Genomic DNA, 12,047 nt, shown 5'->3' with positions numbered 1-12,047 from the left:
AGACCTGGCACCGCTTTCGGCCCATACCAGCGTGAAGAGGGGAGCGAGTGACGAAATCAATGTCCAATCAAATGGATAGAGGGGGCTGGGTGATGAAACGGATTGAGGAGCAGGCCAGGCGGCTGGACCAGGAGTATCAGGGCATTGCCCAGTTGTTCGATCAGTTCTGCCAGCAGGCCGGCGTGCTCGCCGAACGCTATCACTTCTTCAACTGGCCGGATTATGAAGAGAGCCCGCCCCTCGCCCGCGCCTTCACCCTGCTGGGGGAACCACGGGAGCTGCGGCTGCGCTGTCAACCCGGCGAGGGGGGTTCCCTGAACGGCCTCCTCCAGGTGTGTGGCGAGGAAGGCAAGGTTCACGCCAGCCTGGGCTTTCATGCCGACGGCCACCTGCTGCTGGAGCCGGGCCGCCTGCTCGACGACCCGCCGGGACTGCTGCTGAGGCTGATGCTGGGCTCCCTCTGGCAAGATCAGGGGAGCGAGCCTCCCCGCTGACGCCCGCCAGGGGCGTCAGTCGGCAGACACTTCGATGGTCAGGTGCACCAGCTCCTCGTGGATGGCGAGGCGCTCGCGGATCGCCTGTGCCGGGACCGGGGTCGCCATCTGCAACGACATCGCGGCGGCATACTGCGTCTGCCCCACCCGCCAGACGTGCAGATCGCGGATCTCGGCGCCAGGCAGCTCGGCGATCACCTCGCGGATCTCGTCCACCAGGGGCGCATCCATCTCCGCATCCAGCAAGACGCGCCCGGTTTCACGCAGCAGCCCCCTGGCCCACACCGCCACCAGCACGGCCCCGGCGATGCCCATCAGGGGATCCAGCCAGTCCGCCCCCCACAACATGCCTCCCACCAGCGCCACAATCGCCAGCACCGAGGTGGCCGCGTCCGCCAGCACGTGGAGGTAGGCGGCGCGCAGGTTGAGATCCTGATGGCCGTGGTGGTGATCGTGCGAGTGGTCGTGATGACCGTGATGGGGGTCGTGACCATGGTGATGGCCGTGATCGTCCCTGAGCAGCCAGGCACAGGCCAGATTCACCAGCAGGCCCAGCAGGGCAATGCCGATCGCCTGCTGATAATGGATGGGGCTGGGGTCCAGCAACCTGGCCACCGACTCGAACAGCATCAACCCCGCCACCCCCACCAGCAGCAGGGCGCTGCTGAAGCCCCCCAGCACCTCTATCTTCCAGGTACCGAAGCTGAACCTGTGGTCGCGGGCGAAGTGGCGGGCGGCGCGGTAGGCCAGCACCGAGAGGCCGAGGGCCAGGGCATGGGAGCTCATGTGCCAACCGTCGGCCAGCAGCGCCATGGAGTTGTAGAACCAGCCGCCACCGATCTCCGCCACCATCATGACGACGGTGAGCAGCACGGCCCAGCGGGTCTTCTGTTCGGCCAGGGGATTCCCTTCGTGGACGACGGGGTGATGGCAGTGGGATGAGGCGAGGGATGGCATGGATTTCTCCTGAAAACGAGGATGCTATATACTATACCCCAGTATAGTTTTATTGATCGAGAGGATCCTGCATGTCACACACGGTTCACGACAAGAAGAAGCTGCTGGCACGGGTCAGGCGCATCAAGGGGCAGACCGGTGCCCTGGAGAGCGCCCTGGAACAGGAAACAGACTGCGCCGCCATCCTGCAGCAGATCGCCGCCATCCGCGGCGCCGTCAACGGCCTGATGCTGGAGGTGCTGGAGGGGCACATGCGCGAGCATCTTGGCGCCGAGGAGGCGACCCATGCCGAGCGGCTGGAGGATCTGGATCAGGTGGTGAGGGTACTGCGTTCCTATCTGAAATAAGGGCGCCCGGTGATGACGGGCGCCTCTGTCAGTCGAAGTCCGCGTAGGGGGTGAGAGGCCTTGGCGGCATGTCGAGATCCCCTTGCCAGGGCTTGAAGGTGTAGCGCAGGAACAGGGTGACATGGCTGGGGGCATAGTCATCCGCCTGCTGGATGTCCACCCGGCCACCGATGCGCCAGTGTTCCGTCAGCCTATGTTCCACCACGCCATTCAGGGTGTAGCCGAATCCACTGCTACTGCCCCCTTTCACAGGCGCATTTCTGTCTGGCAAACCGGCGGGCAGCAGGCCTTCCAGCGGGTAGCGACGGCTGTCGTCGGTTCGGGCGTAGGACCAGGATCCCGATCCCCCCAGCTCCCACGACCAGTCCGGGGTACGCTGCCGGTAGCTCACCGGCACCGAGAGCGAGAAGTACCCCTGCGGGCTGTAATAACCCCCCTGCCCCAGGGTATAGCCCCCCAGATCCTGCTGGTAGTGCCACAGCATGGTGCTGAGCCCCACGCTGGCACGGCGATGGGTCTCGTTGACGAACTTGTAATAGCCCCCTCCCATGAGCCGGGTGCGCCAGTTGTCGGGCACGTTCTTGCCGGTCAGCAGGTGCTGCTGGGCGCTGCCCCAGAACCCGACGGCCCCTCCCAGATCCCGGCTGAGATCGAGGCGGATCCCGTTCGCCCGCACCCCGCCCCAGCTGATGCCCGTGCCCGGATCCACCGTTCCCCCATAGGAGAGCAGCGAGCTGCTGACGGGCCGACGCGAGAGGGTCATCCCCCACCCCAGCGTGTGCCAGTCACCGGTCAAGGTGGCGCCCCCGACCCAGTCCACCACCTCGAAACCGAGGGGCGTGGTCCCCAGATCGAACGCCCAGGCCCCCCGCTGCCAGCCTGCCGCCAGGGTGGTGCCCCGGCTCTGCTGGTGCGCGTCCCCGCGACAGTCCCTGGCCGCGCAGGTACCGAACTGTGCCCGGTAAGGAGAGTCCGGCAGATCTCCGGCATCCATGTCGACCAGTTCAAGGCGGCCGAAGACGGTACCACCGGCCAGCGGCGTATCCAGTTGTGCCATCTGGGTCAGCGCCCGCAGATCCGAGTAGCCCCCGGTACCGCTGGAGCCCCAGTAATCGCTGTCGAGGGAGAAGGTGGTCTGGCTCTGCCGGTAATGTCTGTCAAGATCGCTGCGCAGGCCGGATGCCAGCCACCCCTCCCCATCCTGACTGCGGGCCAGCCGGGTCAGCTCGCCCCCCTCCAGATCCTCGCGGGGGGCCAGACCTGCGGCCACCAGTCCCTTGCGATCCCGCACCAGAGCCCCTTCCACATCATGCTCGGCAACGCGCTGACGGGCGGTATCGCGCCAGAACAGCGCCGTCTGCTGGGAGGCCGGTTGCATCGCCACCAGGGGTTCGTAGTCGGTGAAGATGGCGCGGGCTGTCTCGCCCTCTCCCAGCGCCTGATAGAGATTGGCTACCCGGCGGTAGTAGTTGGCCCCCTCCGGGGGCAGCGGGCTGACCGGCCAGGCGGGCAGCCAGTGACGGGCCTTTGCCAGATCGCCCCTGGCCCTGGCCAGTTCGGCCATGCCAAGCCTGGCCTCGGGCTGTTGCGGCGTGCGGGCAAGCACCTCCTGATAGCGCAGCTCCGCCAGTGCATAGGCCCCCCGATCCGTGGCCCACTCCGCCAGCATCAGGCTCGCCTCTTCATCCGGCTGCAACGGCTGAAGCAGGCGTTCGGCCCCCTCATCATCCCCGGCCTCGTGACGCGCCCTCGCCCTGGCGAGCACCTCGCCGCGGGCGAGGCGCTGATCCAGCGCATCCATGTCTTGTGTCCAGCCGGACCTAGGGATGGCGGCCAGCACCCCTCTCGCCTCCACCATCTTGTCCTGCCCCGAGAGATAGAGGGCGGTGGCGTAGCGCAGGGTGGCATCCTGCGGGTGCGCCGCCAGCCGTTCCCGCAAGAGCCGCTCCCCGCTGCCGGCCTCCCCGAGGCGGGCCCGGGTATCGGCCACTCGATAGGCCAGCCACACCTCTTCCGGGGTCAGCGCAAGTGCCTGCTCGCGAAGGCGCAGCGCCGCCGCCACCTTGCCGGCCCGATCAAGCTGATCGGCCTCCTCCTGCAACAGCCCGGCCTTGAGCCGCCGCCCTTCGGCCTGCATCCCGGGGGGGCCCTGCTGCTCCAGCAGGGCCAGGGCACGCGCCGGATCCTGCTCCTTGTAGAGATCGAACAGCCGGGCCAGGGCCCGCTCCCGCGCGCTCCCCATGGCGAGCGCCTTGCGGTAGGCAGACTCCGCGTCGGCATCGCGATGGCGGCCACGCTCGCTGTCTCCGAGCCCCAGCCAGGCTTCGGGCTCACGCCCATCATGGGCGATGGCACGGCGGTACAGGGTCGCCGCCTCATCCCACTGCTCCCGTTCCAGGGCGCTGCGCCCCTGGCTCACCAGCAGCCAGTAGCGGTTGGTGGCCAGCAGGCTGCGCCATTTGTCCTTGTCGGTCACCTCAGGGTGTGCCAGCACCTGTTCAAACTGGGCGATGGCGAGCGCGCGCTGATCGTGGCGGGAATAGGCCTGCCCCAGGGCCCCCATGAGTTCGGGATCCCCGGGATTGGCGGCGAGGGCCCGCTGCAGCTCGGCGATGGAGGCTCCGCCGCTGGCGGTACGGGCCAGTGCCAGCTGTCGGGAGCGATAGGCCGGAGAGGCCCACTGCGCCTCCTGGGTGGCGAGCAGCGCCTCGGCCTTGTCGGCCTCCATCTCGGTACCGAAGAGGGCTATGTATTGCTTCAACTCGTCGATGCTCCGGGGCCCGACCGGCATGGCCTCGATGTCCGCCAGCCAGATCTCCGCCGCCTCCCCGCGGCTGTTGTCATCCTTCGCCATCTCCCGCAGCAGCCCCAGGGCCTGCTGGCGCCGACCGTCGGCCAGGTAGTGGCGGGCCAGCCCGCTGCGCACCCGTGGCTCACCCGGATATTGCCGGTTCAGGCTCTCCAGCGAGGCCATGCCCTTCGCCTTCATGGCGGGCATGCGCATCTGCAGCAGGGCATATTCCACCGCCACGTCGAGATTCGGGGGCAGATCCCCCACGAAGAGGGAGCGATAGAGGCGCTCGGCCTCCTCCAGCCGGCCGGCATTGGTCAGCAGCCGCGCCTGTTGCAGTTGCTGGCGCTGGGCCGAGTCGCTCAGGGCGAGATTGGCCATGCCCTGGCGGTAAATCGGGGAGTCCGGCGCCAGCTTGCCGAGCCGGGCCAGCAGCGCCTTCGCCTCCCTGATCTTGCCCTGACGCAGGGCCTGGCGCGCCTGGGCCGCCAGCAGCTCCGGGTGATTGGGCTCCACCAGGGAGAGGGAATAGAGGCTGTTGCTGACGAGATCCTCACGCCCGCTGGCCTCCCCTATCCTGACCTGCTCGAGCAGCCAGTCCACCGGCTGCACGGCCCCCAGCGCCAGGTTGCCGCTCATCAGGCAGGCGAGCAGGCAAGCCAGGGTCACTCTGCCTGACATGACTCGCTCCAATCCGGCTGCAGGGTACCGTCGGCGGCAAAGCGATAACGCCCCTGATCCCAGCCTGCGCCGAACAGGGTCAGCACGCTGCCGTAGTAGGCATCCGCATCCAGCCCGTGATCGGAGACCTGCTTGCGCAAGGTGACCTGCGCCGGCAAGCCCCGTGACAGGGGCAGGAGGGCGGCGGCAAAGCCGCTCGGCCCCTTGCCCTGAACCTGACCACTTTGGCTGGATACCCGCTCGGGAAGATGACCCGATTCGGTCAGCTGCGCCAGCATGGGGGCAAAGTGGGCCACCAGGGAAGCCCTGGCGGGATCCTCCTCGCTCAACATGCCGAGCCAGAGGTAGACGCGGATGGCGTCGTAGCTGCCCTGGGGTCCCTTGTCCGCCGTCACCTGCCATCCCTTGTCGGCCTGCCAGTCCACCCAGTCCGGGGCAAAGCCACGGGGCGCACTCTCCTGCAACAGCTTGGGCAAGAGGGCCCGCATCTCGCCCCAGGGCCCCTTGAAGGAGGCGAATCTGGCCAGCAGTTGTGGAGGCAGATAGCTGGGATTGAGGGTCCAGCTTCCCTCCCCCTCATAGCCTTTCGCCCCGGGCAGTAACACGGGGCCGAGACCCGGCAGCGTGGCGACCTCCTCCCGGGCGATACGGCGCAGCAACAGGGTGCCGAGGGCCGAGTAGCTGTGGTTGTCCCACAGGCGACCCGCCTCCAGCAGGCTGTAGGCTATCCAGAGATCCGAATCGGACGCGCTGTTCGCATCCAGCACACCCCAACTGCCGTCCTGCTGCCTGCCCCAGAGCCAGGATGGCAGGAAGCCGGTCAGATCCCCGCGGGCGAGCTGCCGCTCCGTCCAGTCGAGCAGGCGGGCAAAGGTCTCCCTGTCATCGTTGACCAGGGCGAAGAAGAGGGCATAGCTCTGGCCTTCCGAGGTGGTGATGCGGCGCCCCTCGGCAGGGTCGATGACCCTGCCCTCTTCGCTGATGTAGTGCTGGCGAAAGTGATCCCACTCCGGCCAGTGGCAGACGGCCTGCGCCGGGAGGGAACAAAGGGCCCAGAGGAGCAGGGCACCACAGACATTTTTCATCTGAGTCATCTCTTAATCTTCCTTCAGACGGCGGCGACTGGCACTGGCGAGCAGCACCCGCAGGCCCCAGCCCAGTACCAGCATGCAGAGCAGGGTCAGCCCGGCAAGACGCACCGGATAACGGGCAAACAGTTGCCAAAGACGCTCCCACCACGGCAGGTAGCCCACCTCGTAGCGATCCCCCACCACCAGGCTCTTCACCCCGGATTCCCGGATGATGGCCACCGAGCCTGCCACCTGATCGCGCAGGGTCCGGGTCTGCAGAGCCTCATTGAGCAATGTGACCCCCGCCGGTCCATCCGCCAGCAGTGCGACCAGGCTGCGCTGATCATGGGTCGGCGATTGCAGCCCCAGGATGACGGCGATGGCCCGGTTGCCCGTCATGCCCACCCGGGCCTGGGGCTGGCGATCGGCCATGGTGTGCAGCAGATCCCCCTTGTGCTGGCGGGTTGGCTCGTTGACCCAGCTGCGCGTGGATTGCAGCAGGGCGTCGGGAGCCAGATCCCCTCGAAACTCCTCCGGCAGGGTGCCGATGAGCAGGGTATCCCGATCCGCGGTGCGCGCCCGCTCCCAGTCGTCCAGAACCTGCAGGGAGAGCGCCGGATACCCGGTCTCGGCCCCGATGGCACCGACGGCATCGAGCAAGGTGGTGATCTGCCCGGGATGGGGTCTGGCCGGCATGACAATCTGGGTGTCGGCGAGATCCGCCATCCGGCTGAACGGGAAGCCGGCATAGGCGAACGCCTTGAGGTCGGGCATCTCGATGAAGTGGCGATAGCCGGTGAAGTCGATGGTGGAGCCCTCGTCGATGCGTACCTGATGGGCAGGCGGCATCACCAGGTCGCAACGGCCATCCTCCGTTCCTCCCATGTATTGCTGGGCATACTCGAACGAGAAGCTCAGGCTGTTGGCCTGGGTGGTCTTGAGCCCGGGCATGCGCAGCGCCATGGTGTCGCCGTCGTCGGCAAACCAGAGCGGCAGGGTCAGCAACCGCTCACTCTTGACCTCGCCGGGCTCGAGCGTGAACGACTTCATGAGCTGGCCGTTGACCCCCACATCCAGCCGGGAACCGTCGCGCAGAGTGGGCGAGGTGTGGTGATACTTCAGCTCCGTCCTGATGCCGTTCTCCCCCAGCAGATAGAGATCCGGCGGCAGGCGCAGCGTCAGGCTCATGGGCCACAGCGTGCGTCCCGTTGCCTGCAACTGGCCCGGGTACTCCGTGAGCTCATCAAAGCGCATCTTGCGATCCAGTCGCACCCAGTTCGGGGCATCGTAGGGTTGACGCGGGGAGAGCGGCTTCACCTCGTCCACCATGACGCTCTGACCACGCAGCATGACATCGCCTCGCGCCAGCCCCTGCACCGCCGTCAGCAGATCCTGCTGATCCCGCCCCAGGATCAGCAGCAGCTTCACATAGGGATTGTCGGGGGAGCTGATCATGTCGATGGTGGGCCCCTTCACCTCGGGATAGTCCACCAGGAAATCGGGGCGCGCGTCATTGGTGGCAAAGATCACGGCGTTGCGATCCGGCAACTGGTTGATAAGCACCGGGAAATGCTGGCCCCGCCACTGGGCCTTGGTGCCGAACCAGGAGGCCAGCACCGCCGCCGCCTGCTGCTGCTCCGGGGGCACTGAGCCCGTGAACACCATGGGCAGAGTCAGCTTGCCATTGTCCCGCACGTCGAGGAACGGCATGGGGAAGAAGGAGAGCTCGTTGCGCACCGGCAGGGTCTGCAACTGCAGGGTCAGCTTGCTGTCCCGGTTGACGTTGAGCCAGAGGGTGTCGCTCGCCGGGTTCTCGCACACTTTCTGATAGTGGCCGACGAAGCTCACCTTGAGGCGGTTGAAATCCTTGGCATAGCGGGGATCCAGCTCGATGCTGGCATGGGTCATCGTCCCCATCTGATCCTGGTTGAGGGCCGTCACCCCCATCAGCTCGTCATTGAGATAGACCTTGACCTGGGAGATGAGCGGCAGCAGGGAGGGCGATGGCGTGAAGTTCAGGTCCAGGGTGGCCCGGGTCACCACCTCGTCCCGCCGCACGGTGAAGTCGGCCAGTCCGTCTGGCGCATTGCCGCGCAGGGACAGGGTGCCTGGCGATGATGCCATCTGTTCAAAGCTCATCCCCTGGGTGCGCACCGGAGCGGGAACAGGCGGCAGGGGGCCGACAGCCTCGGCGGCGGTCGCACCCTGAGCCATCAGCAGGAGAGGAATAAGGTAGCGTTGTGGTTTCATCATCCTTTCACTGTCTGTGAGGTCGGAGTCCCGGCCCGGAAATCTGGGGAGACGCGACGGGGAACGAAGGAGAGGAGCCAGCGAGCCAGCTTCTCGAGGAGGATACAAACAAAGCCGATGGGTGAGGTACGGGCCAGACGCCAGTAAGCCCCCCAGCCGAGCAGGGTAATGTCGATCAGGCTGTGGAGGGGGCGATCCTTGCCCAGACGCTGCTGCCACAGGGACCAGGTATCGGCCCGGGCGAAGGTGCACTGGATGAACTCGACATGCTGCGCCTGCGCCATGGGTTCCAGCTCCAGTCCCAGCTTGCAGCCGAACACCCACTGCACCTTGGCGGCGAACGCCTGCTCCCGCTGGTCATGGCGCAGCAGCAACCAGACCCTCTCCTTGTCGGCCAGGGGCAGGGGCGCCTCGAGCAGCACCCCGACCCCCCCGTTGGAGTAATCCCTGACGGTACAGGGGTAGAGGTGACCGTTCGCCAGCCTGATGGCCGCCGGCATCACCATCTCCACCCTGGGGTTGGCACGGACCTGCCGCGACTCGAAGGCCACCGCCAGGGCGCCGCCCAGTATGGTCATGTTGTAGAGGGTCCAGATCATGCTGAGGATCAGGGTCGGCACCTCGTCGGCAGGGCCGGTGCCGATGCGCCAGAGGCCGAACCCCAGCCCGCACAGATTGAGCAGGATCAGCAGCAGATAGGGGCGGGAGACCGACAGATCGAGGAACACCTCCTCCGTCATCCCCCCCTTGGCAGTCACGTTGAACGTCCCCTTGTGGGGTGCAAACAGCGCCACCGTGGTCGGCCTGGCGATGTACCAGGCCAGCACCGTCTCATAGACCTCGCCCCAGAAGGAGTGGCGCACCTTGCCCTGCAACCGGGAGTTGGTCAGAGCGCTGTGGAAGATGTGCGGCAACATGTAGAGGGCGATGGCCGCCGCCGGGGCATAGATGATGTAGGCGTGCAGGATCAGGAAGGCGAGCGGCGCCGTCAGGAAGATGAGCCTCGGTATGCCCGAGAGGAAATACAGCATGGCATTGAAGTAGCACAGCCGCTGCCCCAGCTTGAGCCCCTTGCCGAAGAGGGGGTTGTCCAGACGCAGGATCTGCACCATGCCGCGCGCCCACCGGATGCGCTGACCGATGTGGGCAGAGAGGCTTTCGGTGGCCAGCCCCGCCGCCAGCGGGATCCGGATATAGGCCGAGGTGTAGCCGAGGCGGTGCAGCCGCAGGGAGGTGTGGGCATCCTCGGTGACCGTCTCCACCGCGATGCCACCGATCTCGTCCAGGGCAGTGCGCTTGATGACGGCGCAAGAGCCGCAGAAGAAGCTGGCGTCCCACATGTCGTTGCCATCCTGCACCAGGCCGTAGAAGAGGGCCCCCTCGTTCGGCATCTTGCGAAACCGTTGCAGGTTGTGTTCGAACGGATCGGCGGAGAAGAAGTGGTGGGGGGTCTGGACCACGCCCAGACGGGGATCCCGGTAGAACCAGCCCACCGTCATCTGCAGGAAGGAGCGGGTCGGCAGGTGGTCACAGTCGAAGATGGCGACCAGATCCCCGGTGGCCATCTTGAGGGCGTGATTGATGTTGCCCGCCTTGGCGTGCTCATGGGTCGACCGGGCCACATAGCGGATCCCGGCCTCCTCGGCGAAGTCGCGAAACGCCGCCCGCCCCCCGTCGTCAAGCAGCCAGATGGTCAGCTTGTCGGCGGGCCAGTCAAGCCCCATAGCGGCGTAGACAGTCCCCTTCACGATGGCGAGATCCTCGTTGTAGGTGGGGATCATCAGATCCACGCTGGGCCACTGGGTCGGATCCGCCGGCAGTTGTGCCGGAGGGCGGTGCAGGGGCCATGCGGTCTGCCAGTAGCCGAGCAGCAGCACCAGCCAGGCATAGGTCTCGGCGGCCAGCAGCAGCAGGCCGCAGGCCAGGCTGACGGGATCGAACCAGTCGAGGGTCGAGGTGTAGCGCCACCAGATGTAGCGGCAGGAGATGGTGAGGGAGAGCACCATCATCATCAGCATGGGATAACGGCCCGGCACGGCGCGCAGGATGAAGGCCATGGCCGCCAGCAGGAGGACGAACACCAGCTGCGCCTGCAGGGTGAACGGCTGGGTGACGCAGAGCAGGGAGAGGCTCCCGGCCACCACGCAGAGCAGCACGCTCTTCCAGCGTGCCTCGCGGGGCGTGGCCCTGGCGGCGGCCAGCCCTTTCTCCTCCTGACGGGCCAGGAAGGCACCGAGAGCCTGAGTGCCCCGGTGCCAGAGCCGTTGCCAGGAGGCAGGCCAGCGCAGAGGGATGGGCTGTGGGCGACGCACTATCATCCAGAGGCTCTGCAACAGAACGCGCAGGGGATCCCCCACCCGGGGGTGCGTCAGCTGGGGATAGAGCCCCCGGGCATGGCTCAGCACCCATTGCCAACCATGACGCTCGAGGGGGAAGATAACCCAGGCCAGCAGCCAGCCCAGGGTCAATGCGGCCGCCCCCGGGCGGGAAGCCCCCCGCTCGCGCAGTGCGCGATAGCACTGCGAGCACCAGAGGCCCGCAGCCGGCGTCAGCAGCCGCACTCTCATCGGGGCGCCTCCCCCTCTGCCAGACACCAGGTCGCCAGGGCGGCCAGCTCGTGGGCAACCAGACTGGTGGGGGCATAGCGTCCGACCGGCAGCTTGGCGGCCATGGCCTCCGCCATGGCTTCGTCCCTGTGCAGATGAAGATTGAGCAGAGGGAGCCCCCCTTCCAGCCAGAGATCCAGCAGCCCCTGCTGCAGGGCCCGCTGGCTGGAGAACTGGGTCACCAGCAGTCGCTCATCGGCCGCCCAGGGGTGGCGGTGAAGCCGCACATGGCAGTTGGCATCCGCATTGACCACCAGCAAGCGCCTGCAGGGAATGACGGGGGCCATGCCCAGGGGCAGATCCAGCAGCACCAGATCATAGCCATCGATCCCCGCCAGCCACTCGGCCGACGCCCCCTCCCCCCCGCCATGGGAGAGCAGATCCAGTACCTCCTCCCGACGGTGAAGCGCACCTCGCCACTCCCGCGCCGGCTGGGTCAGCCGGCTCCAGCCTCCCGGATCGTCATGGGGCAGGCCAAGGTGGATGCCAAGCTGGTTGTCCGGGCAGAGATCCACCGCCAGCACCCTTGCCCCCTGCTCATGGGCTGCCTGGGCAAGCCCCGCCACGATGGCGGTGGTCCCCACACCTCCCCGGATCCCCTGCAGGGCGATCACCTTCATGCAGACCTCCCCTCGCCAGTCCCCTCGGGCCCTTTCACTGCCACCTCCGCCAGCAGGGGGAAGCGTGCGCACAAGGCGGCGAGCCGCTCCCTGGCGGCAATATCCTGGTAGGAGAGGCTGACACCAAAGACCTGCTGGACCATGGCCACGTCATTGATCACCGAACCCTCCACCGGGACGCCGAAGGGGGTCTGCATGTCTGATTGCCGTTCGCTGCGCATCGTCACCTCC

Annotated in this window: 9 protein-coding genes; 2 read left to right on the top strand and 7 right to left on the bottom strand. The window is 66.9% G+C overall.

Annotation, left to right across the window (positions count from 1 at the left end):
* Positions 1 to 92: 92 nt before the first annotated feature.
* A complete protein-coding gene (locus PG892_RS09635) occupies positions 93 to 494 on the top strand; it encodes a hypothetical protein (protein WP_041211001.1) in 402 nt (133 codons plus the stop codon).
* Between the two features lie 15 nt (positions 495 to 509).
* Here PG892_RS09635 and dmeF read toward each other — a convergent pair whose 3' ends face one another.
* Positions 510 to 1,451: a CDF family Co(II)/Ni(II) efflux transporter DmeF gene (gene dmeF / locus PG892_RS09630; protein ID WP_270825363.1), complete on the bottom strand. Its 942-nt coding sequence runs from the start codon at positions 1,449 to 1,451 to the stop codon at positions 510 to 512.
* A gap of 71 nt (positions 1,452 to 1,522) precedes the next feature.
* On the opposite strand from dmeF, the gene PG892_RS09625 reads away from it, so the two are divergent.
* Positions 1,523 to 1,798, top strand: coding sequence for a metal/formaldehyde-sensitive transcriptional repressor (locus tag PG892_RS09625; protein ID WP_041214512.1), 276 nt, complete (start codon positions 1,523 to 1,525; stop codon positions 1,796 to 1,798).
* A gap of 28 nt (positions 1,799 to 1,826) precedes the next feature.
* On the opposite strand, the gene bcsC is transcribed toward PG892_RS09625, so the two are convergent.
* The 6 genes from bcsC to bcsR are packed head-to-tail and all read right to left on the bottom strand — an operon-like array spanning position 1,827 to position 12,037.
* A complete protein-coding gene (gene bcsC / locus PG892_RS09620) occupies positions 1,827 to 5,270 on the bottom strand; it encodes a cellulose synthase complex outer membrane protein BcsC (protein ID WP_270825361.1) in 3,444 nt (1,147 codons plus the stop codon).
* Positions 5,255 to 6,364 (bottom strand): cellulose synthase complex periplasmic endoglucanase BcsZ, encoded by a 1,110-nt coding sequence (gene bcsZ, locus PG892_RS09615; RefSeq protein ID WP_270825360.1) that lies wholly within the window; start codon positions 6,362 to 6,364, stop codon positions 5,255 to 5,257. Before bcsZ ends, bcsC begins: the two co-directional genes overlap by 16 nt.
* A 3-nt stretch (positions 6,365 to 6,367) precedes the next feature.
* Positions 6,368 to 8,593 (bottom strand): cellulose biosynthesis cyclic di-GMP-binding regulatory protein BcsB, encoded by a 2,226-nt coding sequence (gene bcsB, locus PG892_RS09610; RefSeq protein WP_128274219.1) that lies wholly within the window; start codon positions 8,591 to 8,593, stop codon positions 6,368 to 6,370.
* Positions 8,590 to 11,157 carry a UDP-forming cellulose synthase catalytic subunit gene (gene bcsA, locus PG892_RS09605; protein WP_270825359.1) on the bottom strand — a complete coding sequence of 856 codons (2,568 nt, stop codon included), beginning with the start codon at positions 11,155 to 11,157 and terminating at the stop codon, positions 8,590 to 8,592. The genes bcsB and bcsA overlap by 4 nt, the downstream gene beginning before the upstream one ends.
* Complete coding sequence (gene bcsQ, locus PG892_RS09600) at positions 11,154 to 11,816, bottom strand: cellulose biosynthesis protein BcsQ (RefSeq protein WP_270825358.1); 663 nt, start codon at positions 11,814 to 11,816, stop codon at positions 11,154 to 11,156. The genes bcsA and bcsQ overlap by 4 nt, the downstream gene beginning before the upstream one ends.
* Positions 11,813 to 12,037, bottom strand: a complete 225-nt coding sequence (bcsR, locus tag PG892_RS09595; protein WP_270825357.1) for a cellulose biosynthesis protein BcsR — start codon at positions 12,035 to 12,037, stop codon at positions 11,813 to 11,815. Before bcsR ends, bcsQ begins: the two co-directional genes overlap by 4 nt.
* Between the last annotated feature and the right edge of the window lie 10 nt (positions 12,038 to 12,047).

Source organism: Aeromonas sp. QDB68 (assembly GCF_027707405.1).
GTDB lineage: Bacteria > Pseudomonadota > Gammaproteobacteria > Enterobacterales > Aeromonadaceae > Aeromonas > Aeromonas caviae.
The sequence above is the reverse complement of the archived record's forward strand: the minus strand, read 5'-3'. Positions and strand labels throughout refer to the sequence as shown.

Excerpts from the sequence above, each read along its gene's own strand:
- PG892_RS09635 (WP_041211001.1), top strand. The coding sequence starts at position 93 with ATGAAACGGATTGAGGAGCAGGCCAGGCGGCTGGACCAGGAGTATCAG.
- dmeF (WP_270825363.1), bottom strand. The coding sequence starts at position 1,451 with ATGCCATCCCTCGCCTCATCCCACTGCCATCACCCCGTCGTCCACGAA.
- PG892_RS09625 (WP_041214512.1), top strand. The coding sequence starts at position 1,523 with ATGTCACACACGGTTCACGACAAGAAGAAGCTGCTGGCACGGGTCAGG.
- bcsC (WP_270825361.1), bottom strand. The coding sequence starts at position 5,270 with ATGTCAGGCAGAGTGACCCTGGCTTGCCTGCTCGCCTGCCTGATGAGC.
- bcsZ (WP_270825360.1), bottom strand. The coding sequence starts at position 6,364 with ATGACTCAGATGAAAAATGTCTGTGGTGCCCTGCTCCTCTGGGCCCTT.
- bcsB (WP_128274219.1), bottom strand. The coding sequence starts at position 8,593 with ATGATGAAACCACAACGCTACCTTATTCCTCTCCTGCTGATGGCTCAG.
- bcsA (WP_270825359.1), bottom strand. The coding sequence starts at position 11,157 with ATGAGAGTGCGGCTGCTGACGCCGGCTGCGGGCCTCTGGTGCTCGCAG.
- bcsQ (WP_270825358.1), bottom strand. The coding sequence starts at position 11,816 with ATGAAGGTGATCGCCCTGCAGGGGATCCGGGGAGGTGTGGGGACCACC.
- bcsR (WP_270825357.1), bottom strand. The coding sequence starts at position 12,037 with ATGCGCAGCGAACGGCAATCAGACATGCAGACCCCCTTCGGCGTCCCG.